Source organism: Nonomuraea zeae, assembly GCF_005889725.1.
Classification (GTDB): domain Bacteria; phylum Actinomycetota; class Actinomycetes; order Streptosporangiales; family Streptosporangiaceae; genus Nonomuraea; species Nonomuraea zeae.
Map to the genome: position 1 here is coordinate 20753 of NZ_VCKX01000068.1, position 26220 is coordinate 46972.

The 26220-nt window shown below is 71.3% G+C and carries 20 protein-coding genes; 14 read left to right on the forward strand and 6 right to left on the reverse strand.

Annotated features, from left to right (window positions below):
- Nucleotides 1-169: 169 nt before the first annotated feature.
- From ETD85_RS22485 to ETD85_RS22515, 7 genes are read left to right on the forward strand one after another with little or no spacing between them, the layout of a single operon-like run.
- Nucleotides 170-1801 carry an AMP-binding protein gene (locus ETD85_RS22485; protein WP_138691737.1) on the forward strand — a complete coding sequence of 544 codons (1632 nt, stop codon included), beginning with the start codon at nucleotides 170-172 and terminating at the stop codon, nucleotides 1799-1801.
- The gene (locus ETD85_RS22490) at nucleotides 1801-2772 is read left to right on the forward strand and encodes an acyl-CoA dehydrogenase family protein (protein ID WP_138691738.1); all 972 of its coding nucleotides are present in this window, start codon (nucleotides 1801-1803) and stop codon (nucleotides 2770-2772) included. Before ETD85_RS22485 ends, ETD85_RS22490 begins: the two co-directional genes overlap by 1 nt.
- Nucleotides 2772-3926 carry an acyl-CoA dehydrogenase family protein gene (locus ETD85_RS22495; protein ID WP_138691739.1) on the forward strand — a complete coding sequence of 385 codons (1155 nt, stop codon included), beginning with the start codon at nucleotides 2772-2774 and terminating at the stop codon, nucleotides 3924-3926. The genes ETD85_RS22490 and ETD85_RS22495 overlap by 1 nt, the downstream gene beginning before the upstream one ends.
- Nucleotides 3923-4879 (forward strand): bifunctional MaoC family dehydratase N-terminal/OB-fold nucleic acid binding domain-containing protein, encoded by a 957-nt coding sequence (locus ETD85_RS22500; protein ID WP_240779306.1) that lies wholly within the window; start codon nucleotides 3923-3925, stop codon nucleotides 4877-4879. The genes ETD85_RS22495 and ETD85_RS22500 overlap by 4 nt, the downstream gene beginning before the upstream one ends.
- Nucleotides 4879-5289: a MaoC/PaaZ C-terminal domain-containing protein gene (locus ETD85_RS22505; protein ID WP_138691740.1), complete on the forward strand. Its 411-nt coding sequence runs from the start codon at nucleotides 4879-4881 to the stop codon at nucleotides 5287-5289. Before ETD85_RS22500 ends, ETD85_RS22505 begins: the two co-directional genes overlap by 1 nt.
- Before the next feature lie 22 nt (nucleotides 5290-5311).
- The gene (locus tag ETD85_RS22510; protein WP_170246793.1) at nucleotides 5312-6478 is read left to right on the forward strand and encodes a lipid-transfer protein; all 1167 of its coding nucleotides are present in this window, start codon (nucleotides 5312-5314) and stop codon (nucleotides 6476-6478) included.
- A gap of 39 nt (nucleotides 6479-6517) precedes the next feature.
- Nucleotides 6518-7243, forward strand: a complete 726-nt coding sequence (locus ETD85_RS22515) for a DUF981 family protein (RefSeq protein WP_138691741.1) — start codon at nucleotides 6518-6520, stop codon at nucleotides 7241-7243.
- Between the two features lie 6 nt (nucleotides 7244-7249).
- Here the strand turns inward: ETD85_RS22515 and ETD85_RS22520 are convergent, their stop codons facing one another.
- Nucleotides 7250-9031, reverse strand: coding sequence for an RNA polymerase sigma factor (locus ETD85_RS22520; protein ID WP_138691742.1), 1782 nt, complete (start codon nucleotides 9029-9031; stop codon nucleotides 7250-7252).
- 273 nt (nucleotides 9032-9304) lie between these two features.
- Between ETD85_RS22520 and ETD85_RS22525 the strand changes: the two genes are divergently transcribed.
- The 5 genes from ETD85_RS22525 (at nucleotide 9305) to ETD85_RS22545 (ending at nucleotide 13225) form a co-directional block, all read left to right on the forward strand.
- Nucleotides 9305-10363, forward strand: coding sequence for an ABC transporter ATP-binding protein (locus ETD85_RS22525; RefSeq protein ID WP_138691743.1), 1059 nt, complete (start codon nucleotides 9305-9307; stop codon nucleotides 10361-10363).
- Nucleotides 10356-11036 (forward strand): ABC transporter permease, encoded by a 681-nt coding sequence (locus tag ETD85_RS22530; protein ID WP_138691744.1) that lies wholly within the window; start codon nucleotides 10356-10358, stop codon nucleotides 11034-11036. The genes ETD85_RS22525 and ETD85_RS22530 overlap by 8 nt, the downstream gene beginning before the upstream one ends.
- Complete coding sequence (locus tag ETD85_RS22535) at nucleotides 11033-11725, forward strand: ABC transporter permease (RefSeq protein ID WP_138691745.1); 693 nt, start codon at nucleotides 11033-11035, stop codon at nucleotides 11723-11725. The genes ETD85_RS22530 and ETD85_RS22535 overlap by 4 nt, the downstream gene beginning before the upstream one ends.
- 38 nt (nucleotides 11726-11763) lie before the next feature.
- Entirely contained in the window at nucleotides 11764-12696 is a 933-nt protein-coding gene (locus tag ETD85_RS22540; RefSeq protein WP_138691746.1) for an ABC transporter substrate-binding protein, read from the forward strand.
- Nucleotides 12697-12763: 67 nt separating this feature from the next.
- Nucleotides 12764-13225 carry a flavin reductase family protein gene (locus ETD85_RS22545; RefSeq protein WP_138691758.1) on the forward strand — a complete coding sequence of 154 codons (462 nt, stop codon included), beginning with the start codon at nucleotides 12764-12766 and terminating at the stop codon, nucleotides 13223-13225.
- Nucleotides 13226-13292: 67 nt separating this feature from the next.
- On the opposite strand, the gene sppA is transcribed toward ETD85_RS22545, so the two are convergent.
- From sppA to glgB, 4 genes are all read right to left on the reverse strand, one after another.
- Nucleotides 13293-14993: a signal peptide peptidase SppA gene (gene sppA / locus ETD85_RS22550; protein ID WP_138691747.1), complete on the reverse strand. Its 1701-nt coding sequence runs from the start codon at nucleotides 14991-14993 to the stop codon at nucleotides 13293-13295.
- Nucleotides 14994-15193: 200 nt separating this feature from the next.
- Nucleotides 15194-16543, reverse strand: coding sequence for a S8 family peptidase (locus tag ETD85_RS22555; RefSeq protein WP_170246794.1), 1350 nt, complete (start codon nucleotides 16541-16543; stop codon nucleotides 15194-15196).
- A gap of 244 nt (nucleotides 16544-16787) precedes the next feature.
- The gene (locus ETD85_RS22560) at nucleotides 16788-18719 is read right to left on the reverse strand and encodes a S8 family peptidase (RefSeq protein ID WP_138691749.1); all 1932 of its coding nucleotides are present in this window, start codon (nucleotides 18717-18719) and stop codon (nucleotides 16788-16790) included.
- A gap of 105 nt (nucleotides 18720-18824) precedes the next feature.
- Nucleotides 18825-20978, reverse strand: a complete 2154-nt coding sequence (gene glgB, locus ETD85_RS22565; protein ID WP_138691759.1) for a 1,4-alpha-glucan branching protein GlgB — start codon at nucleotides 20976-20978, stop codon at nucleotides 18825-18827.
- Between the two features lie 196 nt (nucleotides 20979-21174).
- Between glgB and ETD85_RS22570 the strand changes: the two genes are divergently transcribed.
- Nucleotides 21175-21882: a DUF4328 domain-containing protein gene (locus tag ETD85_RS22570; protein WP_170246795.1), complete on the forward strand. Its 708-nt coding sequence runs from the start codon at nucleotides 21175-21177 to the stop codon at nucleotides 21880-21882.
- A 61-nt stretch (nucleotides 21883-21943) separates the two neighbouring features.
- Here ETD85_RS22570 and ETD85_RS22575 read toward each other — a convergent pair whose 3' ends face one another.
- On the reverse strand, nucleotides 21944-25180 hold the full coding sequence (locus tag ETD85_RS22575) for an ATP-binding protein (RefSeq protein WP_138691751.1): 3237 nt from the start codon (nucleotides 25178-25180) through the stop codon (nucleotides 21944-21946).
- A gap of 97 nt (nucleotides 25181-25277) precedes the next feature.
- Between ETD85_RS22575 and ETD85_RS22580 the strand changes: the two genes are divergently transcribed.
- Nucleotides 25278-26138: an NAD(P)-dependent oxidoreductase gene (locus ETD85_RS22580; protein WP_138691752.1), complete on the forward strand. Its 861-nt coding sequence runs from the start codon at nucleotides 25278-25280 to the stop codon at nucleotides 26136-26138.
- Nucleotides 26139-26220: the final 82 nt, after the last annotated feature.

Here is a 26220-nt window from a genome sequence, read left to right on the forward strand (position 1 = left end):
TTCTCGATAACGCGGCTTGTTACTCGTGAGTCACAAACAAGCCGTATAGGCCCATGTCTGTGGCGTTACACGCTTATGTCGTGACTTATCGGCATCGATGGCCTCTGGACAGATATTAGAATCTGTTCTAGTTTGCGATTCGGCTTACCTAGCGCTTGCTGGAGGAGCGATGATCGCGGACACGCTCGCGTCCCTGCTTCTCGCACGGGCCGAGGACGATCGACCTGGGCTGATGTTCGAGGACGCGGTGTGGTCGTGGCGTGCCCACGTCGCCGCCTGCCGGGCCGCGGGGGAGTGGCTGTCGGGGCGCGGCACGGGGCTGCACGTCGGAGTGCTCAGCGAGAACGTCCCGGGCCTGGTCTTCCTCGTGGGCGGCGCGGCGCTGAGCGGCCACGTGATCGTCGCGCTGAACCCGACGCGCCCGGTCGACGAGCTGGTCCGCGACGCCCGCGCCACCGACGTGGACCTCCTGCTGGCGGACGCCCCCTACGCCGGCGTCGCCCGCCCGGTGGCCGAGGCGCTGGGCATCCCCGCCCACGACCTGGAGTCGCTCGGCCTGGAGCCGCCGGGCCCGGGGGGTCCAGGGCCGGAGGCGCCCGGCCCGGCGGGGGCGGCGCCCGATCCCGGTGCGCTGGTGATGCTGATCTTCACCTCCGGCACCTCGGGCCGCCCCCGCGCCGTGCGGATCACGCAGCGGAAGATCGCCGTGCCGGGGACCAGCCTGGCGGCCCTGCTCACGCCCGGCGACGTCGTCTACTGCTCGATGCCCCTCTTCCACTCCGGCGCCCTGATGGCCGCCTACGCCCCGGCGGTGGCGTCGGGGGCGGCGCTGGTGCTGCGACGCCGGTTCTCGGCCTCGGGGCTGCTGCCCGACCTCAGGCGATACGGCTGTACGTATCTGCACTACGTGGGCAAGGCGCTCTCGTACGTCCTGGCCACCCCCGAACAACCCGACGACGCCCGCAACCCGCTCAAGATCGCCTTCGGCAACGAGGGCAGCGCGGTGGCGACCAGGAGGTTCGGCGAGCGGTTCGGCTGCCATGTGATCGACGCCTTCGGGTCCACGGAGACCGCCGTCTCGCTGACCCCCGACCCGTCGGGCCCGCCGGGCTGCCTCGGCCGGCTGCCCGAGGGCGTGCGGATCCTCAACCCCTTCACCGGCCAAGCGTGCCCGCCCGGCCGCGTCGAGGATGGCCGGCTGCTCAACCCGGACGAGGCCGTCGGCGAGCTGGTCAACACGGCCGGGCTCGGGCTGTTCGAGGGCTACTACAACGACCCGGGGGCGGACGCCGAGCGGATCAGGAACGGCGCGTTCTGGTCGGGCGACCTCGCCTACGCCGACGCGGACGGCTACGTGTTCTTCGCCGGCCGGGGCACCGAGCGCCTGCGCGTGGACGGCGAGAACCTGGCGGTCGCGCCCATCGAGGCCGCGCTGCGGGAGTTCGGCGGCGTGATCGAGGCGGCCGTCTACCCGGTGCCCGACGCGGCGGCCGGTGACCAGGTCATGGCGGCACTCGTCCTGGATGGGCCCTTCGACCCGGCCGCGTTCACCGCCTTCCTGGCGTCCCGCCGCGATCTGGGCGCCAAGTCGATACCCCGATATATCCGCCTCTGTGATCGCCTGCCGCAGACGCCGTCGCACAAGGTCATCAAGCGGCTCCTCGCCGCGGAGTCGTGGCGCACGGCCGACCCCGTCTGGTGGCGGGCGCCCACCGGGCTCAGGCCGCTGACCGACGCGGACATGAAGGCGATCGAGGAGGAGTTCGACCGGCACGGCAGGCACCACCTCTTGGAGAGTTGATGGATTTCAACCTGGACGAAACCCAGCAGGAGCTGAAGAAACTGGCAGCCGAGGTCCTCTCCAGGGACGGGGGCGAGGACGGCCTGTGGCAGGCCGGGCTCATGAGCGTGTGCGCCTCGGAGGAGGCGGGCGGCGCCGGGCTCGGTCCGGTGGAGATGGCCGTCGTGCTGCGGGAGACGGGCGCGCGGGCCGCGCCGGTCGCGGCACTGCCCACGCTGGTGAGCACGCTGGCCCTGGCCCGCTATGGCACCCCCGACCAGCAGCGCCGCATCAGCCGCGGCACGCTCGCGCTCCGCGAGCCGGGCCGGGCCCTGGCGGACCCGCCGCTGACGGCGGCGCGGGAGGAAGGCGGCGGCTGGGCCCTGACGGGCCGCAAGGTCTCGGTGCCCTATCCGGAGGACGCGGTGCTGGTCACCGCCGCGGAAGGACTGTTCCTGGTGCACTCGCCGCGGACCGCCGCCGAGTACACCGCCACCGGCGAGCCCGCGGTCACGGTGGTGCTCGACGGCACTCCCGCCGAGCGGGTGGCGGGGCCGGAGGCGGTCGCAGGGGCCAGGCGGCTCTTCACCGCGGCCGTCGCCGCCCAGGCGAGCGGCGTGCTCGCCGGGGCACTGGAGCTGACCACCTCGTACATCAAGACGCGCAGGCAGTTCGGCCGGGCGCTGGCCGAGTTCCAGGCCGTGACGATGCAGATCGCCGACGTCTACATCGCGGGCCGGGCCCTGGACGTCGCCTTGTGGTCGGCGGTCTGGCGGCTGGGCGAGGGGCTGCCGGCCGAGGACGACCTGGCGCTGGCCGCGTACCACGTGAGCGAGGCAGTCAAGGCCCTCTACACCTGCCAGCACCTGCACGGCGGGCTCGGGCTCGACGTGACCTACCCGCTGCACCGCTACTTCGCCCAGGCCAAGCACCTGTCCCACCTGCTCGGCGGCGCCGACGCCCAGCTCGACGTGATCGGAGCGCTACTCTGATGCTGATCGACCTGACCGCTGACCAGCGCGGCCTGCGCGACGAGCTGCGCGAATACTTCCGCGGCTGTCTCAGCGACGAGGATCGCAGGAAGATCGCCGAAGACCCGTTCGGCGAGGCGTACATGGAGCACTGCCGCCGCCTCGGCCGCGACGGCAAGCTCGGGCTCGGCTGGCCCAAGGAATACGGCGGGGGCGGCTACGGCCCCCTGGAGCAGCAGATCTTCGCCAACGAGATCGCGCGGGCCGGGGTCCCCTATCCCATCATCACGGTGCAGACGGTCGGCCCCACCCTCATGCAGTACGGCACCCAGGAGCAGAAGGACCTCTTCCTGCCGCGCATCCTCGCGGGGGAGTGCCACTTCGCGATCGGCTACAGCGAGCCCGAGGCGGGCACCGACCTGGCCTCCCTGCGGACCACGGCGGTGCTGGACGGCGACCACTACGTCGTCAACGGCCAGAAGATCTTCACCAGCGGCGCGCACTACGCCCAGTACATCTGGCTGGCCGCGCGCACGAACCCCGAGGCCAAGAAGCACAAGGGCATCACGATGATGATCGCGGCCACGGACGATCCCGGCTACTCCTGGACCCCGATCGTCACCATGGACGGCCGCCACCACACCAACTCCACCTACTACTCCGACGTCCGCGTGCCGGTGAACATGGTGGTCGGCGAGGTGGACAAGGGCTGGGACCTGATCGTCAACCAGCTCAACCACGAACGCGTCACCCTCGGCCCGGCCGGCAACCTCGGGCAGACCTACGACCGCTTCCTGGCCTGGGCCCGCCGTACGGGGCTGGTCGAGAACCCGGACGTGCGGCGGGCACTGGCCAGGGTGTGGGCGGCCTACCGGACGAACGAGCTGCTGAACTGGCAGGTGGCCGCGAACATGGACCTCGGCTGGCTGGGCGCGCCCGACGCGTCGGCCACCAAGATCTACGGCTCCGAGCGGATGCAGGAGATCGGCCGGCTCGTCGGCGACACCCTGGCCAGGTACGGCGACCCGTCGGACCCGGAGACGGCCGAGCTGCTCGAACGCGTGGACCACGGCGTGAAGGGGGCGGTGGTGCTGACGTTCGGCGGCGGGGTGAACGAGGTGCAGCGGGAGCTGATCGCGATGCTCGGCCTGAGCCTCCCGAGGCCGCCCAGATGAGCGAGCCGCAAGAGATGAGCGAGCCGCACGCGACGAGCGAGCCGCACGAGATGACCGATGAGGAGCTGCACGAGCTCGCGGCCAAGCAGGTGGCGATGGGCGAGGTGCGCGGCGCCCCCGCGTCCGACCCCGTGAACGTCCCCATGATCAGGCACTGGCTGACCGCCATGGGCGACGCCAACCCGGCCTACCTGGAGCGGGGCCTGGCACCGCCCGCCATGGCCCAGGTCTGGACCATGCCGGGGCTGCGGTCCACGGCCAAGGACCGCTCGCCGGTCGACGACCTGATGGCCGCGCTGAACGCCAACGGCTACACGGGCGTGGTGGCGACCAACTGCGAGCAGACCTACCACCGCTACGCGCGCGTCGGCGAGCGTCTCGTCCCCGCCACCAGGTTCACCGATCTGGTGGGACCCAAGAGGACGGCACTGGGCGTGGGCTTCTTCGCCACCTGGACCATCACCTGGTACAGCGAGGAGGAGCCGGTCGCCGAGATGCTGTTCAGGGTCCTGAAATTCCGTCCGGTGACCGGGCGGGAGAATGAGGAGCGGGCGGCGTACCCGCTCCGGCCCGCGGTCAACCAGGACACCGCGTTCTTCTGGGACGGCGTACGGGACGGCGAGCTGCGCATCCAGACCTGCGCCGACTGCGGCGAGCTGCGCCACCCGCCGGGCCCGATGTGTCCCCAGTGCAGATCGGCCAACCGCACCCACACGGTCGCGCGCGGCATCGGAACCCTGTACAGCTACGTCGTCCACCACCATCCGCCCGTGCCCGGCCGCGATACCCCGTTCGTGGTGGGCGTGGTGGAGCTGCCGGAGGGCGTACGGATGGTCGGCAACGTCGTGGACTGCCCGATCGAGGAAGTAGGTGCCGGCATGCCGTTGCGGGTGACGTATCGCCAGATGGACGACCGGCTCGTCCTCCCGATGTGGGCGCCACGGGAGCCGTGATGCGGACGCTGACCGAGGACCAGATCCGGATCGGCGCGGCGCTGCCGGAGCTGTCGATCGAGCTCACGCCCACCGTGGTCATCTCGACCGCCGTGGCCACCATGGACTACACCCCGGTGCACCACGACACCGGGATCGCCAGGGCGCAGGGCTCGAAGGACATCTTCCTCAACATCCTGACGACCATGGGCCTGGTCGAGCGCTACGTCACCGACTGGACCGGCCCCGATGCCGTGATCAGGAGCATCAACGTCAAGCTCGGCGTCCCCGCGTACGCGGGGGACCGGCTGAGCTTCGGCGGGACGGTCGTGGCGCACGAGGACGGCCTGTTCACGGCCGAGGTGCGCGGCAAGGTGAGCCTGGGGGACCACGCCACCGCCACCGTCACCTTCACCCTCCCGCCCCAGTGAGCCCCCAGAAGGAGAACAGGCGTTGTTGAGCGCGCTTACGGCCATCGCCGGCATCGGTGCCACCGAGTTCAGCAAGGAGTCAGGGCGGTCCGAGCTGCGGCTGGCCGCCGAGGCGGTGCTGTCGGCGCTGGACGACGCCGGGCTGTCACCCGGCGACGTGGACGGCATGGTCACCTACAGCCAGGACGTCAACCAGGAGATCGCCGTCGCCAGGGAGACGGGCGTCGGCGACCTGACCTTCTTCTCCCGCGTCGAGTACGGCGGCGGCGCGGCCTGCGCGACCGTGGCGCACGCGGCCATGGCCGTGGCCACGGGGATGGCGGAGACGGTCGTCTGCTACCGGGCGTTCAACGAGCGCTCGGGACGCCGCTTCGGCCAGCCGAACTCCCGGCTGACCGGCGAGCCCACCTCCCAGGGGCTGGAGATGAGCTGGCACGTCCCGTTCGGGCTGATGACCCCGGCGGCGTGGGTGGCGATGTTCGCGCGCCGCTACATGCACACCTACGGCGCGACGTCCGAGGACTTCGGCCGGGTGGCGGTCGCGATGCGCAGGCACGCGGCCACCAACCCGGCGGCCTGGTTCCACGGGCGGCCGATCACGCTGGCGGAGCACCAGGCGTCCAGGTGGATCGTGGAGCCGCTGCACCTGCTCGACTGCTGTCAGGAGAGCGACGGCGCGGTGGCCCTGGTCGTGACCTCCGCCGAGCGGGCCCGCGACCTGCGCAGGTCGCCCGCGGTGATCACGGCCGCGGCCCAGGGCTCGGGAGCCGGTCAGATGATGATGACCAGCTACTACCGCGACGACATGAGCGGCCTCCCGGAAATGGGAGTCGTCGGCCGCAAATTGTGGGAAATGTCGGGCTTGTCGCCTAAAGACATCCAAACCGCCATCCTGTACGACCACTTCACCCCGTTCGTCCTGGCCCAGCTGGAGGAGCTGGGCTTCTGCGGTCGCGGCGAGGCCCCGGAGCTCCTCAAGGACGGCGGCATCGAGCTGGACGGCCGCCTCCCCGTCAACCCGCACGGCGGGCAGCTCGGGGAGGCCTACATCCACGGCATGAACGGCATCGCCGAAGCCGTGCGCCAGATCAGGGGCACCGCGGCGAACCAGCTGACGGGCGTCACGAACGTCCTGGTCACCGCGGGGACGGGGGTGCCGACGAGCGGACTGATCCTGTCCGCCGGCTGACCCGGATTGAAGATCGATTACCCAGGGTAATCAACACACATGAGTGGATTCTGGGTGATCCTGGCTCAGCCAGAGCTGAAGATCGACTGGACCAAGATGCCCACGTACAACACCATCATGGCGGTCGCCGCGGGCGCGGGGCTGCTGCTGGTGGTCTCCTTCGGGCGGCGGCTGCTGCGCGGCGACTCCCTGGAGCACGTGGACGGCTGGGCGCTGGCGTTCGGGGCGCTCGGGGCCATCCTGGCGGCCACCGGGCTGCACATGACGCTCACCTGGCCGCTCGCGGGCCAGGGCTTCCCCTTCGACAACATCATCTTTGGCGAGCCGTCACTGGCGTTCGGCGTGCTGCTGCTCGCCGCCGCCCTCTTCCTGTGGAAGCGGTGGGCGGCCGTGGCGGCGGCGCAGGACCGCAGGAAGTCCGTGGCGCGGGCGGCCGGGCCGATCTCCGTCTTCGTGCTCGGCATGGGGCTGGCGTGCTTCGGCATCGCGGCGGCGGGCTGGACGTACACGTTGTTCGCCGCGCCGCCGCAGGAGCCGATCTCGGGGGCGTTCTCGGGCCTGCCCCTGCTGGAGGCCACGTTCATCTCCGGCCTGTACGTGCTGGTCGGAGTCGGGGCCGTGCTCTTCCCGCTCGCGTTGCGGGCCAGGGGAGGCCCGCTCGCGACCGTCATCGGAGTGTGCTGGGGGATCGCCGGGGTGGCGTTCTTGCTGTTCGGGGCACTGAACTACTTCACGCACATCGGGCTGATCGTCAACACCATGTAGACCTGCTCAGCCGAGGAACGTGGGCACGGAGAAGAACACGATCATCGCGATCGCCACGCAGATCAGGAACCCGATCAGCTCCCAGGCCCAGTCGTAGTGGCGGTTCTTGCGCCGTCGCTGCTTCTGCGGCCGCCTCGTGACGGGTGGCCGCCGCTTGGGCATGGGCCTGGCGCGTACCGGACGCGGGTCCAGCATGGACGAGCCCGCCGGCCAGCCGGTCCCGGTGGCCGCCACCCTCCCAGGCGCCCTGCTGGACGCAGCCGGACCGGACGCCGCGAGACCAGGCGCCAGACCGGACGACGGCTCGCCGGGCAACGGCCCGGACCCCAGCCCGCCCAGCGACGGCCGGCCGGAAGACGGCCGGACGAGCGCCGGCCCGCCGGACGCCGCCCAGCCGGGCGGCTCCGCGGCAGGCGGCTCCGGGTAAGGCTCGGGAAGAGACTTCTCGTACGGATCCTCGGCCGGCAGCCGGTAGATCGGCTCCTCGGGCCGGCTCCCCGCCTTGTCGCCCGGCTTGTCACGCGGTTTGAACAGCGGCGCGGCCTCGCGCACCGGCTCCTCGGGCCGCGACGACTGCCGGAGCTGGACCCACGGCGACGGCCGGACCTCCGCCCGCGGCAGCGGCTGGACCCCGCCCGGCTCCGCCGGCCGGGCATCGCCCGGGAACGCCGGACGGACATCACCCGGGAACGGCGGCCGGGCATCGAAGCGCGGCGGCTCCTGGATCGGGCGGGCCGGCCCCTTGTGCACCAGCACGTCACCGGGCACGTACGGATCCAGCGCGTCCTTGGGCAGGATCACGTCACCGGTCGCGAACGGCTCGGGCGAGTCCTTGGGCAGGATCACGTCACCCGTCGCGAACGGCCCGGGCCCGCCCGGATCTTCGGGCGCGGCCAGGAAGAACGGCTGCTCCCGAAGCGGCCTGGCGGACCCCAGCGGGTCTCTGAGCGGCCTGGCCAGGTCGAGCGGGTCCCTGAGCGGCCTGGCGAGGTCGAGCGGGTCGTACCGGTCGCGCAGCTTGGGCATCGGGGCGGTGGTCGCCTCGTGCTCGGCCACCCTCGACGGCGGGGGCGGCGTCAGCAGCTCGGCCGGGAAGATCACCGTGCTGCTGGCCGGGTCGGCCTCCGCCAGCGGCTGCGGCCAGATGGGCGGGCCGGGCCAGCGCGGCTTCACGAACAGCGGTCCCGGCGCGGCGGCACGGGAGCCCGCGAAGTGGATGCGCAGCCCGCCCGGCGGCGCCGGCCACGGCAGGCGCCGCAGCACGTCGTCCAGCGGTGCGATGCCGAGCGCGCCATAGACGTCGGCGGCCCGGCTGGGCACGCGGGCCCCGAGGTTGAGCAGTGCGGTGCCGAGGGCCTGCCGGAACCGGTGCCCGGCTCCGACCGCCAGCTCCTCGGCGGTGTCGGGTGCCACGTCGAGCACCCAGGCCAGCTCGGCCTTGCTCAGCCCGCAGACCGCGCACAGCATCAGCACCTCGCGCTGATGCGGGCGCAGCTCCCGCAGGGTGCGCTCCACGAGCGCGGAGGCAGGGTCGACGAGCTGATCGACCGCGGGTGGTGAGTAGACGACGTCCCGCCGGTGGATCTCGCGGCGGGCCAGGGCATAGAGGGCAGCACGTGGAGGCTCGGCGTCGGGGACCCCGGTGAGCACGGTCACCAGGACGTCGGACGCGGAGCCGAGGTCGCCGAGCTGGTCAGCGCAGTACGCGAACAGCCCGGCGGCGTAACGGTCGTAGAGCCCTGCGATCAGTTCACCGCGAGGGCGCTGACCGGTGAGCGGCTGAGACACGGGGCCGGATCCTCTTGCTGAATGTGCGGAGGCTGAGGGTGATGAGGGGTACGGCATCGGATGTTGTGAGGGTAATCATGCCAACACCCTCGGTCCGGCGCACTACCAGATCCATATTTGGGGTAAATCTCCCAGGTCAGTGAAGCGTTTAAGCCAGGGCCAAGGGGACAGGAAGGTCCGGATCGCCGTAATGTGTGGTCCGAGAGATCATGCGGCGGTCGTGGCAAGGGGGGCCGCGGCCCCTGCCACCGAAGCCCTAAGCGAGAGTCGCGCGTGATCACATTCGACGCTGTCACAAAACGCTATCCAGACGGAACGGTCGCCGTGGACAGCCTCAGTCTGGAGGCGCCCACCGGTGAGATCACCGTCTTCGTCGGCCCGTCCGGCTGCGGGAAGACGACCTCCCTGCGGATGATCAATCGCATGATCGACGCCACGGAGGGCCAGATCCTCCTCGACGGCGTGCCCGTGCAGGGCATCGACCCGCCCACGCTGCGGCGCGGCATCGGCTACGTCATCCAGCAGGCCGGGCTCTTCCCGCACCGGAAGATCATCGACAACATCGCCACGGTCCCCTACCTGCTCGGCTGGGACCGCAAGAAGGCCCGGGCCAGGGCCATGGAGCTGCTCGAACGTGTCGGGCTCGACCCGGCGTTCGCCGGGCGCTACCCGTTCCAGCTCTCGGGCGGGCAGCAGCAGCGCGTGGGCGTGGCCAGGGCGCTGGCGGCCGACCCGCCCGTGCTGCTGATGGACGAGCCGTTCAGCGCGGTGGACCCCGTGGTGCGCACGAGCCTGCAGGAAGAGCTGCTCAGGCTCCAGGCGGAGCTGAACAAGACCATCGTCTTCGTCACCCACGACATCGACGAGGCCATCAAGCTCGGCGACCGCGTGGCCGTCCTGCGGGTCGGGGGCAAGCTGGCGCAGCTCGCCGACCCCAAGACGCTGCTGTCGGAGCCGGCCGACGACTTCGTCAGGGAGTTCCTCGGGCATGACAGGGGGATCAGGCGGCTGCAGTTCGTCTCGACGGAGCGCCTGCGCCTGCGTACCGACCTGACCGTGCCGGAGGGCTCCACTGGCCCGGCGGACGAGCCGTGGCTGCTGGTCGTGAACGGGGCCGGCCGGCCGCTCGGGTGGATCTCCGGAGCGCGCCCCGACGAGCTGGAGCCGTACGGGACGTACGTGCACGGCCGCGACTCCATGCGCTCGGCGCTCGACGCGGCGCTGCTGTCGCCGTCCGGCTGCGCGGTGGCCGTGGACGAGGACGGCAAGGCCGTCGGCGTGGCCACCAGAGAGGCACTGGACGAGGCGCTGGCGGAGGCGGCTGATGGGTGACGGTCCCCCCACGATCTGGGAGTGGATCGCGCGCAACTGGGACACCGGCCGGGTCGACAGCATCAAGAACCTGCTCACCGACCACCTGACGATGTCCCTGGTGCCGATCCTGGTCGCGCTGGTCGTGGCGCTGCCGCTCGGGCTGGCCTGCGTCCGCTTCCGCTGGCTCTACCAGCCCACCTCCGGGCTGATGAACGTCATCTACGCGCTCCCGTCGCTGCCGGTCTTCATGCTGCTGATCTCCGTGACCGGGCTGTCGCAGACCACGGTGATCATCCCGCTCACCTTCTACGGCATGGCGGTGCTGATCCCCGCGGTGGTCGACGGGCTCGGCTCGGTGCCCGACCACGTGCGCCAGTCGGCGGTCGCGATGGGCTTCACTCCGCTGCGCAGGCTGCTGACGGTCGAGCTGCCGATCGCCGTGCCGGTGGTGCTGGCCGGGCTGCGCGTGGTCGCGGTCTCCAGCATCAGCCTGGTCAGCGTGGGCGCGCTGATCGGTCAGGGCGGGCTCGGCGGGCTGTTCACGCGGGCGTACCAGAACCCGTTCATGCCGCCGGTCATCGTCGGGATCGTGCTCATCGTGGTGCTCGCGCTGGTCGCCGACGGCCTGCTGGTCCTGGCGCAGCGGCTGCTGACCCCGTGGGTACGCGCACGGAAGGGAGCGGCGTCGTGAGCTGGCTGACCGACTTCTTCGCCTGGCTGGCCGAGTTCTTCGGCAACGGCGCGAACTGGGCGGGCCCCGACGGGATCCCCGCGCGCCTGCTGGAGCACCTGGAGTTCTCGGCACTGGCGCTGCTGCTGGCCGTGCTGATCGCGGTGCCGCTCGGGCTGCTGATCGGGCACACCGGCCGGGGCGAGGTGCTCGTCGTCGTCTCGGCGAACCTGGCCAGGGCGCTGCCCACGCTGGGGCTGCTGGTGATGTTCGTGCTGCTGCTCGGCTCCTCCTCGATCTGGCCGGTGATCATCCCGCTGGTGCTGCTGTCGGTGCCGCCGATCCTGGTCAACACGTTCGAGGGCATCAAGGGCGTCGATCCCGAGCTGCGCGACGCGGCGTACGGGATGGGCCTGCGCGGCGGGCAGGTGCTCGGGCGGGTGCTGGTGCCGGTCGCGCTGCCGCTGATCCTGCTCGGCTGCCGGCTCTCCGCGATCCAGGTCGTGGCCACCACCACGGTCGCCGCGTACACCGGGCTCGGCGGTCTCGGGCGTTACGTGATCGATGGTTTCGCGACGAAGGATTACTCGAGCGTGGTCGGGGGTTCTGTACTGATTGTGCTGTTCGCACTGGTCGTACAGATTTTGTTCACGCTCGTGCAGAGGATGACGGTCTCCCCGGGGGTGAGCCAGCGGCTGAAGGTCCGATAGTCTCCGGTATTACCTCCCGCTTAGAAGGGAAAAGCAAGATGAGACGCAAGTACGGCATCGCAGGTGTGTTCGTCACGGCGATGCTCGCGCTGGCCGCCTGTGGTGGCGGCGGTGGCGGCAACACTGGGGGCAACCCGCTCGACACCACGAGTGCCGCTCCCAGCGGGTCGGCCTCGGGCGGGGGTGGCAAGGCCATCGTGGGATCCTTCGACTTCGACGAGAGCGTGCTGCTCGGGTCGATCTACGCCCAGGCGCTCGAGGCCAAGGGCGTGCAGGTCGAGGAGAAGCCGCGCATCGGCAGCCGCGAGGCCGTCTATGACCAGGTCAAGAGCGGCGGCCTGACGATCGTGCCCGAGTACAACGGCAACCTGCTCGCCTTCATCGACCTCAAGGCCACGGCCGCCACGACCGACGAGGTCAACACGGCGCTGAAGGAGAAGCTGCCCGCCGAGCTCGAAGTGCTCGACTCCTCGCCCGCCGAGGACAAGGACAGCCTGTCCATCAGCAAGGACACCCAGACCAAGCAGTCGCTGAACACGATCGAGGACCTCGCCAAGGTCTCCAAGACCTTCGTGGTCGGCGGCCCGCCCGAGTTCAAGAAGCGGTGGGAGGCTCGGTTCAAGGAGGTCTACGGCATCGAGTTCAAGCAGTGGAAGCCCACCGGGCCGACCACGGCCGACGCTCTGAAGGACGGCTCGATCCAGGTCGGCAACGTCTTCACCACCGACCCGAAGATGACCTCCAACAACCTGGTTCCCCTCCAGGACACCAAGAACATCTTCCCCGCCCAGAACGTGACGCCGCTGCTCAACAAGGCGGGGGCGAGCGACACGATCCGCACCACGCTGAACGCGGTCTCGGCGAAGCTGTCCACGGAGTCCCTGCTGGAGATGATGCAGAAGATCTCCGTCAACAAGGACGAGCCCGCCACGGTGGCCAAGGAATGGCTGACCACCAACGGCCTCGGCTGACCCCTGCCGCGAGGGCTCCTCAGGGGCCCTCGCGGTGAGCGGGTTCGCGGGCGAGTTCAGGGAGGCGATGGCGCAGCTCGCGTCCGGCGTGGCGGTGGTGACCGTACGCGACGGGCGTGATGACCTGGGCGTCACGATCTCGGCGCTGATGTCCGTCTCGATGGAGCCCCCGCTCGTCCTGATCAGCCTGGCCAGCCGCGGCTACCTCAACGAGGTCCTGCTCCGCCAGGACCGCTGGGCGGTCTCGCTGCTGTCGTCGGGCCAGGCGGCCGTCGCCAGCCGCTTCGCCACCCCGGGCCGCCCCAGCGCCCGGCTCCTGGTGGCGGGCACCCCGCACCACCGAGGGGCGCACACGGACGCGCTGGTGGTGGAGGGCGGCGTGGCCGCGCTGGAGGCCGAGACCACCAAGGTGGTCCCGGCCGGGGACCACACGCTCTACGTCGCCACGGTCCTCGCGGTCCCCTACGTCAACCTCGCCCTCCAGCCCCTGGTACGCCTGCGCGCCCGCTACCGCGCGATGGAGACGTGACGCGCGGCCGCGCAGCGGGCCGGGACCTGCTTCGCCCGGCCCGCCACGCGGTGCATCGTCGTCGTGCTCAGCGGATCGTGTACCACTCCGGGAGCAGGAGGGGACCCGCGGCGGCCGGCAGGCCGAGCTCGGCCGACAGCCGGGCCAGCGGCCCCCAGGCGTCGAGGCGGATCCTGGCCAGCGCGGCCGACTTGTCCTCGCTGGACTCCGGCCCGCGCAGGCGCTCCAGCGGATTGAGCCGCGGATAGGTGCGCACGGGGGCGTCGTCGGCGAGCTCGGCCCGCCTCCTGGCCAGGGCCAGCGCGTCCTCCAGGCCGCCCAGCTCGTCCACCAGCCCGCCGGCCTGCGCGTCGGCGCCGGTCCACACGCGGCCGCGGGCCAGCTCGTGCGCCCGCTCGCGGGTGAGGTTGCGGCTCGTGGCGACCTTGCCCACGAAGTCGTCGTAGATGCGGTCGAGCCAGGCGTTCACCCGCGCCCACTGCTCGGGGGAGAAGCCACGGGAGATGGAGAACATCCCGGCGTTGGCGCCCTCGGACACGATCTCGGAGTTGACGCCGATCCTCTCCAGCATCTCGGACAGGACGGGCTTGCCGCCGTACACGCCGATCGAGCCGGTCAGCGTGCCGGGCTGGGCCACGATCACGTCGGCGGCCATCGCCACGAAGTAGCCGCCGGAGGCCGCCAGGTCTCCCATGGAGACGATCACCGGCTTGACCTTGCGGGTCAGTGTCACCTCGCGCCACACCGTGTCGGAGGCCACGTACGAGCCGCCGGGGCTGTCCACCCGGAAGACGACGGCCTTGACGTGCTCGTCGCGCCTGGCCGCCCGGAACGCGGCGCTGATCGTGTCGGAGCCCATCGCCCCGCCGCCGCCGAGGGGGCTGCGACCGCTGCGCCCGCCCTTGATCATGCCGGTGCCGTGGATGAGGGCCACCCCGTCGGCCATCGGGTTGGGCAGCTTCTTGACGGCCGCTGATCTGGCGTACTTCGAGACGTACAGCAGGTGGGCCTCGCCGCCCGCCGAGCGCTTGATCTCCTCGTACACCTCGTCCCGGTAGGCCAGCTCGTCGACCAGCCCGGCCTCCTGCGCCTCGGCGCCGGTGAAGGGGCCGCGGTCGATCAGCTCGCGCACCTTGCCCGGGTCGAGCCGGCGCCCTTCGGCGATGCCCGCCACGAGGCTGTCGGTGACCGACTCCACGATCCGGCTCATGGACTCGCGATGCGGCTCGGTCATGTGGTCCTGGGTGAAGGTGTTGACCGCGGTCTTGTACTCGTGCCGCTGGCCGGCTTCGTACCCGACGCCGAGTTTGGTCAGGGCGCCCTTGAAGAAGCGCTGCTCCAGGGCCACCCCGGTCAGCCCGACGTCGCCACTCGGCTGCAGATAGATCCGCTCGAAGGCGCTGGCCAGGTAGTAGGGGACCGTGCCGCCGCCGAACTCGCCGAACGTCTCGGCGAACGCGACGGTCAGCTTGCCCGAGGCCCGGAAGCCGACCACGGCCTGGCGCAGCTCCTGCGTCATGGCCAGGCCCAGCGGGTTGCTCCCGATCTTGACGACGAGCGCCTTGACCTTGGAGTCCTGGGCGGCTCGCTTGAGTCCCGACAGAACGTCGGCCAGGCGCGTCTTGCGCATGGACAGCACCGCGGCGAGCGGATCCGCCGGCGGGCCCTCGGTAATGCCTTCAGTGAGATCGAGCTCCAGCACCAGCGGGCCAGTGCGCCGCTGGCGAAGCTTGTCGATGGTTTCGAAGATCGCCCTGCCTGCGTCCATAGAAGCCACCCTAAGCGACACAATTCGAAATAGTCCTGCCGCGGACCAAGCAGTGGAACCCGGCCGCCTCTTCGAGCGAGACCGGAGCGGGCCGGCCCGCGAGGGTCGGTGGCGGTCGCGGTGATAGCAGGGTCGATCTTGGCGGCGGTGGCCGCCGGGCCCGCGGGCCGGACGTGCGGTCCCGGCCCGGATGAGCGCGGTCAGACGCGGGGGTCCGCGCCCGCGGCCGAGGCGGCGGTGGCCCGCTCCGCGTCGATGCGCGCCGTCCGTACCTGGGTGCCGGACGCGTCGTAGGTGATGCCCTTCCCCGTGGCCTGCAGCCGCTGCAGGCTCTGGGCGACCGTCATGTTCGGGTACGCCTGCTTCATCAGCGCGAACATCCCGGCCACGTGCGGAGCGGCCATCGAGGTGCCGCTCTTGACGCCGTACACGTTGTTGGGGACCGAGGAGTTGATGTCCACGCCCGGCGCGAACAGGTCGAGCAGCGTGCCCCGGTTGGAGAACGTGGCGGGCACGTCCCGGTCGTCCGTCGCGCCCACGGTGATCGCCGTCGAGATGCAGGCGGGCGAGGAGACCCCGTTCGGGAAGCCGTTGTTGCCCGCGGCCACCACGGGCGCGACGCCGAGGGCGATCAGGGCGTCGAAGTCCGGCTTGACCGCGGCGGCCGTGGCGTTGGCGTCACAAGCCTCGCTGTACGGGCCGCCGCCGCCCAGGCTCAGGTTCACCGAGGCGACGTTCAGGGTCCTGGCGACCCTGGCCACGTACTCGAGCGCCAGCTTCTGATCCGAGGTGTAGCTGAGGAAGCAGGGCGCGCTGCCGCCGCCCATCGAGCAGACCAGGGCGTTGTCCACCCGGCTGAAGACCTGGATCGCCAGGACGCCCGCCGCCGGGGCGACGCCGTCGGACGGCGCCCCCGTGGTCATCCGGCCCGCGGCGATGCCGGCCACGTGCGTGCCGTGCGAGCAGGCGCTCGCGCCGTTGACCATGCACTGCGTGGTCTCGGCGTTGGCCGCGCCGACGCCGGTCTGGCTGGGCTGGTTGTTCGGGCAGAGGGAGACGGTGCCGTCGCCGGCGTCGGAGGAGGAGAAGCACGCCTCGTCCACGAGCCGGCCGGTGAAGAATGGATGGTCCCGGTCGATCCCGGTGTCCAGCACGGCGACCGTCGTGCCACGGCCGGTCCAGCCCGCGTCGTTCGCCCGGTCCGAGCGGATCAGGGCGGTGCTGACGTCCAGCGACGGCGCGCTCAGCTCGTCCTTGTAGACGCTCTGGACGCGGGCGTCCTTCTTGAGCTTGGCCAGCGTCGGCTTGTCCAGCTCCGCGACGAAGAAGTGCGACGACTGCGCCGTCTCCAGGACCCGGCTGCCCTCGGAGGCCCGTTCGAGGTCGCTGGCGACGGCCTGGACGCTCTCGCCCGGCTTGAGCTGGATGATGGAGCGGACGCTGGACTTGGACTGGATCTCCGCGACCAGCGCGGGACTGATGATGGGATCGCCGGTGTCGGCGGAGTCGGCGCTGAGCGCCGGCGCCACGCAGAGCAGGGCGGACGTCACGGCGAGCGTTGTGGCACAGGCCAGGAGAGACCGTAGCCTCACTATTCCTCCGGGATCAGACCTTAAGGCTGAAAGCCGTGAAGCGGGTACGGGCTCCCGGCTTGCGTACAGCCGCATACATCCCCACCTGCGACAACTGTGATGTCAGTGCCGTATGTAACCAGAGAAACGATGGAGGCGTTTTTGCATTAGTGAGGCCAAAGAAAAAGCCGGTCCCGAACGGACCGGCCTTTCCTGATTCGGGCTACTTCACGGTCTTGAGGATGTTCTTGGCGGCCTTCTTCAGCGCGGACGCGGAGGACTTGCCGCTCAGCCGGACCTTCTCGGAGGCGGTCAGCGTCGTGGTGCCGTTGGTGCCGTGCGCCCAGTTCAGCCACGCCGTCAGCAGCGCGCTGTCGAGCCTGGCCTTGCTGGTCTTGCTGTTCTTCAGCACCCGGTACGCCTTGCCCAGCGACGACGCCTTGGTCACCTCGGGGAAGACCTTGCTCGACTTGCTGATCAGCTTCAGATAGCAGGTGAGCGTGGCGTCGGGGATGGTGCCGCTGCTGCGGTGGATCTCCACGGCCCACTTCTTGGCCGACAGCTTCTTGGCCGTCGTGCCGCGCGTGCAGACCGTGGCCGTGGTCGCCGGGGTCGGCGTGACGGTCACCGTGACCGTGACGGTCGGCAGCGGGACCGGCGACGTGGAGGAGGTGGGCGTGGGCTCCGGCTCGGTGTCCGTCGTCGGGTCCGGCTCGGGGCTCGGGCCGCTGCTGTCGGAGGGGTCGGGCTCGGGGGCCGGCTCCGCGGTCGGGGTCTGCGAGATGGGCGGCTGCGGAGCCGCTCCGGCCAGGGCCGCCGCCAGGTCGAGTCGCGGCGTGGTGACCTGCGTGCCGTTGGCCTGGTACACGTACGGCCGGCCGGCCGTCTTCAGCGTGTTGATCAGGTCGGCGATCGGCGTGCCCGGCGAGGCCTGCTTCATCAGCGCCAGCGCGCCGGCCACGTGCGGGGTCGCCATCGAGGTGCCGCTGTAGACCGTCGTCGCGTTGTCGGGCACCGACGACTCGATGTCCACGCCCGGGGCGAACAGGTCCACGATCGCCCCGCGGTTGGAGAAGTCGGCGATGGCGTCACTGCCGTCGTTCGCTCCGACGGCCACCGCCGTGGAGATGCAGGCGGGGTACGACGCCCCTTCGAAGAACTCGTTGCCCGCGGCCACCACGGTCGCGATGCCCTTGGCCAGCAGGGCGTCGATCTTCGGCTTGAAGATCGTCCCTTCCTCGGTGGCGTCGCAGTCGGTCTCGGACAGCGAGCCGCCCAGGCTGAGGTTCACCGCGGCGACCGGCTCGGTCAGGCCGGCCACCCAGTCCATGGCCTGCCGCAGCGACGACTCGAAGGCCAGCAGGCAGGAGGGCTCGCCGCAGATGTCCTCGTCGTCCACCCGGCTGAACACCTGCACCGCCACGATGTTCGCGCCCGGCGCGACGCCGCCGGTCCCGGCCGCGATGCCCGCGACATGGGTGCCGTGGTCGCACAGGTTCACGGCGCCGGAGAGGCAGTTGGCCGTGGTCGCGTCCGCCGCGCCCGATCCGGTCTGGGAGGTCGCCCCGTTGGGGCAGAGCGACGAGACGCCGCTCTCCACGGCGGAGAAGCACGCCTCGGCCACCAGCCTGCTCCCGAACCACGGGTGGTCGCGGTCGATGCCGGTGTCGAGCACGGCCACCGCCTGGCCGGTGCCGGTGAAGCCCTTCGCGTGCGCCTGGTCGGCGCCGATCAGCGAGAGATTGGGGGCGATGTCGGCCGGCGTGTACGTCCTGTCGCTGTGGATGGAGGTGACCCGCGGGTCCTCGGCCAGCTTGGCCAGCTCCTCGGCGGTGCCCTCGACGACCATGAACGACTGGCTCTGCGGTTGCAGCACCACGTCCACGCTCTCGGCCGCCGCCTGGCTCGCCACCGGCGCGTTCTGCGCGGGGTCGGTCAGCTCGACGATGGCACGCGCGGTGCCACCGTCCACGCCTAAGCCGTCCTCGACCTTGTCCTCGGGCTCCGCCGGAGGCGTGGAGGGGTCACCCGAAGGCTGGGCGGGCTCCGACACGCTCGGCGTAGGGGTGGGCGCCGGGTCGTCTGCGTAGGCAGGGCCCGACAGCGGCAGCAGGGCCAGCGCGATCGAGGTCACGATCAGGGGGCGAAGTCGCACGCGTCCTCCGAGGGGGATGATCTCGGAGTTTAGGGTGATTTGCCGGACGGGCACAGACCCCCGCCCGGTTTCTCACCGAACTTTCAGCGGCTTCACCTCAAACGTTCAGGCCGGTCCCTCGTGCGTCAGCCAGACGGCGCCGAGCGGCGGCACCCGCAGCGTGGTGGAGCAGGGCAGCCCGTGCCAGGGCTCCTCGGCCGCATCGACCGTCCCCATGTTGCCCACGCCGCTGCCCCAGTAGTCGTAGGCGTCGGTGTTGACGATCTCCGTCCACTGCCCGGCGTACGGCAGCCCGAGCCGGTAGTTCTCGTGCGGCCCGCCGCTGAAGTTGACCACGCACGCCACGGCGGACCCGTCGGCCGCGTAGCGGACGAACGAGAAGGTGTTGCCCGAGGCGTCGTCGGCGTCGATCCACCGGAACCCCTCGGGCGAGCAGTCCTGCTCCCACAGCGCCGGGGTCTCCTTGTAGATCCGGTTCATGTCGCGTACCAGCCGCTGCACGCCCTGGTGCCCGTCGAACTCCAGCACCCACCAGTCCAGCCCGCGCTCCTCCGACCACTCGGAGCCCTGTCCGAACTCGCCGCCCATGAACAGCAGTTGCTTGCCCGGATGCGCCCACATGAACGCCAGCAACGCCCGCAACTGCGCGAACCGCTGCCATTCGTCGCCCGGCATCTTGCCCAGCAGCGAGCCCTTGCCGTGCACGACCTCGTCGTGCGACAGCGGCAGCACGTAGTTCTCGGAGTAGGCGTACAGCAGCGAGAACGTCATCTGGTGATGGTGGTACTGGCGGAAGACCGGCTCGTGGCGCAGGTATTCGAGCGTGTCGTGCATCCAGCCCATGTTCCACTTGAAGCCGAACCCGAGCCCGCCCAGGTGCACGGGCCGCGACACGCCCGGCCACGCCGTCGACTCCTCGGCGATGGTCGAGATGCCCGGCGCCTCGCGGTAGCAGACGGAGTTCATCTCCTTGAGGAACTCGACCGCGTCGAGGTTCTCCCTGCCGCCGTAGACGTTCGGCGTCCACTCGCCCTCGCGCCGCGAGTAGTCGAGGTAGAGCATCGAGGCGACCGCGTCCACCCGCAGCCCGTCGACGTGGAACTCCTTGAGCCAGAACAGCGCGTTGGCGACCAGGAAGTTGCGCACTTCCCTGCGCCCGAAGTCGAAGACGTACGTCCCCCAGTCGGGGTGCTCGCCCCTGGCCGGGTCGGCGTGCTCGTAGAGCGGGGTGCCGTCGAAGCGCGCCAGCGCCCAGTCGTCCATCGGGAAGTGCGCGGGCACCCAGTCCAGCAGCACCCCGATGCCGCGCTGGTGCAGCCGGTCCACGAAGTGGCGGAACTCGTCGGGCGTGCCGAACCTGGCCGTCGGCGCGTAGTAGGACGTCACCTGGTAGCCCCACGAGCCGCCGAACGGGTGCTCGGCCACCGGCAGCAGCTCCACGTGCGTGAACCCCAGGTCGGCCACGTACTCGGAGAGCTGGTCGGCCAGCTCCGTGTAGGACAGGCCGGGCCGCCACGAGCCCAGGTGGACCTCGTAGACGCTCATCGGCCCGCTCTGCGCCTGCTGCTCGCGCCGCCGGGCCAGCCACGTCTCGTCCTGCCAGGTGTAGTCGGACCTGTCGACCACGGAGGCGGTCATCGGCGGCACCTCGGTGCGCCTGGCCATCGGGTCGGCCTTGTCACGCCACACCCCGTCGGCGCCCAGGACCTGGTACTTGTACCGCTCGCCCGCCCCGATGCCCGGCACGAACAGCTCCCACACGCCGGACCGGCCCAGCGACCGCATCGGGTAGGCGGTGCCGTCCCAGTGGTTGAAGTCGCCGACGACCCTGATGCCGCGCGCGTTCGGCGCCCAGACGGCGAACGCGGTGCCGTCGACGTCCTGGTGCTCCATCACGCGGGCGCCGAGGACCTCCCACAGCCGCTCGTGCCGCCCCTCACCGATGAGGTGGAGATCCACCTCGCCGAGCGTGGGCCAGTGCCGGTAGGGATCACGTGTCTCGTAGGGGTCCGCGCCGGCGTACTGGACGCTCAGCGTGTATTCGGGCACCTTGTCCAGCCCCGGCACCGTCGCCTCGAACACCCCGTGGGCCAGGTGCTTCATGTCATGGGCCGTACCGTCCTCCAGCACCACGCGCACCCGCTCGGCAAGTGGGCGCAGCGTGCGGAAGACCACCCCACCGGACGCGGGGTGTGCTCCGAGCACGGAGTGTGGATCATGGTGCGCCCCGCCCGCCAGGCGGTCGAGCTCTGTCCTCATCGGCATGCTCCCAACCCTGCCCTAAGATGCCCGTCCATCCCAGGCACTGCCCGCTTTCACGGAGACAATCACCGAATGTGCAAAATCCCGGGCTTATCACAAGAGGATGCCCGATCGGATAACTGATCCTTTTCCGCTTCTTGGCTCGACATACTGGTGGGCTTGCCCGTCAACCCGGCAGAAAGGCCGAGCCCTCATGTACCCCCCACCTTCCGGCTATCCGGCACCGCCACCTCCCCCTTTACAGCCGGTACGCGGCGTCGCGCTCTTCGCCGTGGCGGCGCTCATCTGTGACTCCGCCGTCGGCGTCGTCGCGGCGGTGATCGACCTCTGGTACGCGGGCATGGTCGACCGCATGATCGTCGATCCCTACTCCGTACCGGACTCGGAGATCACCACGGGCGACCTCGTCTACGGCCTCTCCGGCATCGTGGAGACCGTCGTCTACGTCGTCGCCGTCGTGGCCTTCCTCGTCTGGCTGTACCGGGTCAGGGCGAACGCCGAGATCCTCTCACCGGGCGGCCACCGGCGCGGCAGGCCCTGGCTGATCATCGGCTGGGTGGTGCCGATCATCAACTTCTGGTTCCCGAAGCAGATCGTGGACGACATCTGGTACGCCTCCACGCGCGCCGGCCAGGAATCCGCGCCATCGCGGGGCCTGATCAACGTCTGGTGGGCGGCCTGGCTGATCGCCAGCCTGGTGTCGAACCTGGCCGGGCGCCTGCTGTTCGGGGCGGAGGAGCTGGACTCCCTGGCCGCCGCCGCGCGGTTCGACGTGGTGAGCATCACGCTCATGCTGGTCGCGGCCCTGCTGGCCATCGGCGTCATCCGCAAGATCAGCGACGCCCAGGAGCAGCACCTGCCGGCACCGGCCGCCTTCGCGCCCGGCTACCCGGCGTACTGAGGGGGATCAGGCCAGGCCCGCCCCCGCCACGCCCATCCCGCCCGGATGATCACAATGGAGCCTATTGAGGGTGATCCTCCCCGACCACCTGCTCCATCGAGATCTCCGCGCCGCGTGCCTGAGCCGCCGCCAGCCCGGCACGGCCGAGCGCCGCCTCCACCGCGGCCGTGATCCGGGCGACGTCGCCCTGCTCGCCGGGCGGCAGCGGCGCGCCCACGGACTCCCTGAGCGCCGCCGCCCGGCCCAGCAGCGCCCCCGCCTCCTCGAACCGCCCGCTCAGCGCCCGCGCGCCCGCCAGCCCTTCCAGCGCCAGCGCGGTCGCCCGCGGATCGCCGACCCGGCGCGCCGTCGCGAGCCCGTCCAGCTGGAGCTCCAGCGCGGCGGCCGCGTCACCTCGCTGCTCGGCGACGAAGCCCAGCTCGGCCAGGATCAGCGCCGCGCCGGGCTCGCCCGCCACGTCCCTGACCCAGCCCAGCCAGGTACGCAGCCGCCGTTCGGCGTCATCGAGCCGTCCCTGCCGCCGCGCTCCGAGCGCCAGCCCGATCTCGGCGAACTCCTCGGCCGGCCGGTTCGACTGGGCCACCGCCAGCCGCCTGGCCCGCTCGTGGAAATCCTCGGCCCGCGCGTGGTCGCCGGTCAGCATCGCGATCCTGCCCAGCCGGGACAGCGCGTCTGACACCGAGCTCCACAGCCCGAGCTCCTCGGCCATCCGCAGGCCTTCCACCCGTAGCGCGGTGGCCTCCGCGTAGTCGCCGGTGATCTCTGCCAGGGTGCTGAGGTTCTCAGCGGCCCGCATCTCGCCCCACCGGTCGCCGACCTCCCTGAACAGCGCCCGCCCCTGCTCCCCGTCCCGCCGCAGCGCCGCCAGGTCGCCGCGCATGGCCGCGAGCCTGGCCAGGACGTTCAGGGCGGCGGCCGTGCCCCAGCGGTCGTCCAGCTCGCGGAAGGTCGTCAATGCCCGCTCGATCAGCTCCTGGCTCAGAGACAGGTCGTCGTACCCGTACGAGGCGAACCCGACGAACCACTGCGCCCTGGCCCTGGCCAGGGGCTCCTCGATCGCCTCGTACACCTCGCCGGCGGGCAGGGCGGGCCGCCCCGCCAGCATCCGCAGCCCGGCCAGCCACAGCGTGGCCTGCGCCGCGCCGGAAGGGGGCAGGCCGGGAAGCGACAGCGCGGCCTCCAGCGCCCGCCGGCCCTCGCCGAGCCGGCCACGCAGCACCCAGTACCAGGCCATCGCATTCACCAGCCGCAACGCCTCCTCCGCCACCCCAGCGGAGTCCGGCCGCGCCACGCCTACGGAGCTCGGCTGCGTCGCGTCTACGGAGTCCGGCTGTGTCGCGTCTAGGGAGCTCGGCTGTGTCGCGAGCTGGACTGCGGTGTCCAGTGCGGCGCGGAGGTTGGCGGCCTCCGCGTCGAGCCGGGCGAAGGCGCCGCGCTGCCCGTGCCCTCGAAGGTGCGGCTCCAGCTGCTCCGCCAGGCCGGCGTAGTGGCGCAGGTGCCTGAGCTGTACGGCGGCCAGCTCTCCCGCCTCGGCCAGCCGCTCCTGGCAGTAGGCCGCCACGGACTCCAGCAGCCGATAGCGCGGCCCGGGGACCCGCACCACCAGCGACCGGTCCACCAGCCTGGCCAGCAGGTCGAGGACGTCCACGCCCGGCCCGGCGCAGACCTCCTCCGCCGCCTCCAGCGTGCACCCGTCGGCGTGCACGGCCAGCCGCCGCAGCACCAGCCGCTCGCCCTCGGTCAGCAGCTCCCAGCTCCAGTCGATCATCGCCCGCAACGTCTGCTGCCGGGCGGGAGCCCCGCGCCGCCCCGAGGCGAGCAGCCTGAACCGGTCGTCGAGCCGGTCGGCGAGCTGGCGCGGGGTCAGGGCCCGCATCCTGGTCGCGGCCAGCTCCAGTGCCAGCGGCAGGCCGTCGAGCCGGGCGCAGATCTCCGCCACGTCCGCGTCCGGCTCGATGCCCGCCCGCGCCGCGAACAGCTCCACGGCCGCCTCCCGCTCCAGCGGCGGCACGCTCCACAGCGCCTCGCCCTCGATCCGGAGCGACTCCTGGCTGGTGGCCAGGATCCGCAGCCCTGGTGCCGCCCGCAGCAGCCGCCCGGCCAGCGCGGCGACCTGCTCGACGACGTGCTCGCAGTTGTCCAGCACGAGCAGCGTCCGCTTGCCCTCCAGCGCGGCGGCCAGCCGATCGGACATCGACCCGGGCACGTCGTCCCGCAGCCCGAGCACCGCCGCGATCGCCTCGGCCACCTCCACCACGGCCGCCTGGGCGGTCAGCGAAGCCAGCTCGACCAGCCACACCTCACCCTCGAACACCCCGACCCCCACAGCCTCCCCACGAGGGCTGCTCGCGTCACCGGCCCGGAGACTGAGTGCGGCGTCCGGGTGGCCGGCGCTCGGGGTGGCGGCGGCGAGGGCGAGGCGGGTCTTGCCGACTCCGCCGGGACCCGTCAGCGTCACCAGGCGGTTGGCCCGGAGCAGCGACCGGACCTCGGCCACCGCCGCCTCCCGGCCCACCAGGCGGGTCAGCGGCGCGGGCAGGTTCGTGCGGGGCCGGGCAGGCGGCTCCAAGGCCGGGTCCTGCTCCAGGATCGCTTGATGTAGCGCCACCAGCTCGGGCCCGGGATCGACCCCGAGCTCGTCGGCCAGCCGCCGCCGCAGGTCCCCGTACCCGGCCAGCGCCTCGCTCTGCCGCCCGGCCCGGTACAGGGCCCGCAGGTGTACGGCGCGCAGCCGCTCGCGCAAGGGATGCCCGGCCACCAGATCGGTCAGCTCGGCCGCGAGCAGCCCGTGCTCGCCCAGCCCGAGCCGCGCCTCGGCCAGCTCCTCCATCGCCACCAGCCGCTGCTCGTCCAGCCGGGCGACGGCGGCCCGGACGAACGGCTCGTCCGCGAACTCGGCGTAGGCGTCCCCCCGCCAGAGCCCGAGCGCCTGCCGCAGCAGCTCAGCGCGTACGCCCAGCTCGTCGGTGCGCTGCGCGCGCCCGATCAGCGACTCGAACAGGCCGGCGTCCACGGACTCCGGCCCCACCCGCAGCACGTATCCGGGCGCCTGGTACGCCACCAGCTCCCGCCCGCCCAGCACCCTGCGCAGCTGCGACACCTTCACCCGCAGCGCCGCCAGCGGGTTCACCGGAGGCCGGCCGCGCCAGAGGTGCTCGATCAGCCGGTCGGCGGAGACCGGCCGCCCCGGGTTCGTCAGCAGGGCCGCGAGCAGCGCCCGGACCTTGACCTCCAGCACCTGGACCGGTTCCCCGCCGGGCGACCACACCGTGAGCGGGCCCAGCACCCCGAACCGCATTCGCCCCCCATAACCGACTCCGAATCAGACCATAAGCGCCCGCCTGCAAGGTGAAGACAGCTCCACTGAAGGAACGCCTCACAGAGGGAACACTGAAATGTCGGAAAATATCTCCGTTCTCGGCCTCGGCCTCATGGGATCCGCCCTCGCGGAGAGCCTGCTGGCCGCCGGCCACCGCGTCACCGTCTGGAACCGTTCGCCGGACAAGGCCGAGCCCCTGGTCGCGAAGGGCGCGACCCGCGCGGCCACCCCGGCGCAGGCGGTCGGGGCGAGCGAGCTGGTGATCGTCTGCGTGCTCGACTATCCCGCCGTGCGGGAAGTCCTGGAGGACGCCCCGCTCCGGGGCCGCGTCGTCGTCAACCTCACCACCGGCCGGCCCGTGGAGGCTCGCGAGACCGCGACCTGGGCGGCCGGGCGCGGCGCGGACTATTTGGACGGCGGCATCATGGCCGTGCCCTACATGATCGCCAAGCCCGGCGCGCTCATCCTCTACAGCGGCTCCAGGACCGCGTACGACCGCCACGAGGAGGTGCTCGCCGTCATGGCCGAGCCCCGCTACGTGGACCCGGACCCCGGGATGGCCCCGCTGCTGGATCTGGCCATGCTGACCGGCATGTACGGCCAGATCGCCGGCTTCCTGGCCGCCGCCGCACTGGTGACGTCCGCGAAATACCCGTTGACGGAGTTCACCGGCACGCTGCTGGTCCCGTGGCTCAACGCGATGGCCGCGAGTGAGCCCGCCACAGCGGCGGCGATCGAGTCGGGCGACCACCGCACCGAGGTGTCCAACCTGGAGATCAACAGGGTGGGCATGGACAACCTGATCCGCACGTTCAGGGAGCAGGGCGTCCGGCCGGATCTGCTCATCCCCATGAAGACGATCCTCGACCAGCGCGTCGCCCGCGGCCTCGGTCACGAAGGGCTGTCGGGCCTGGTGGAAGAGCTCCGGATCGGCTGACAAGCCGGAAAGGTCAGAGATCCGGGGGAAGGTCCGGGTCAGATGCCGGGGGAGCGGAAGGCCGGGGTCGGATCCTGCGGGG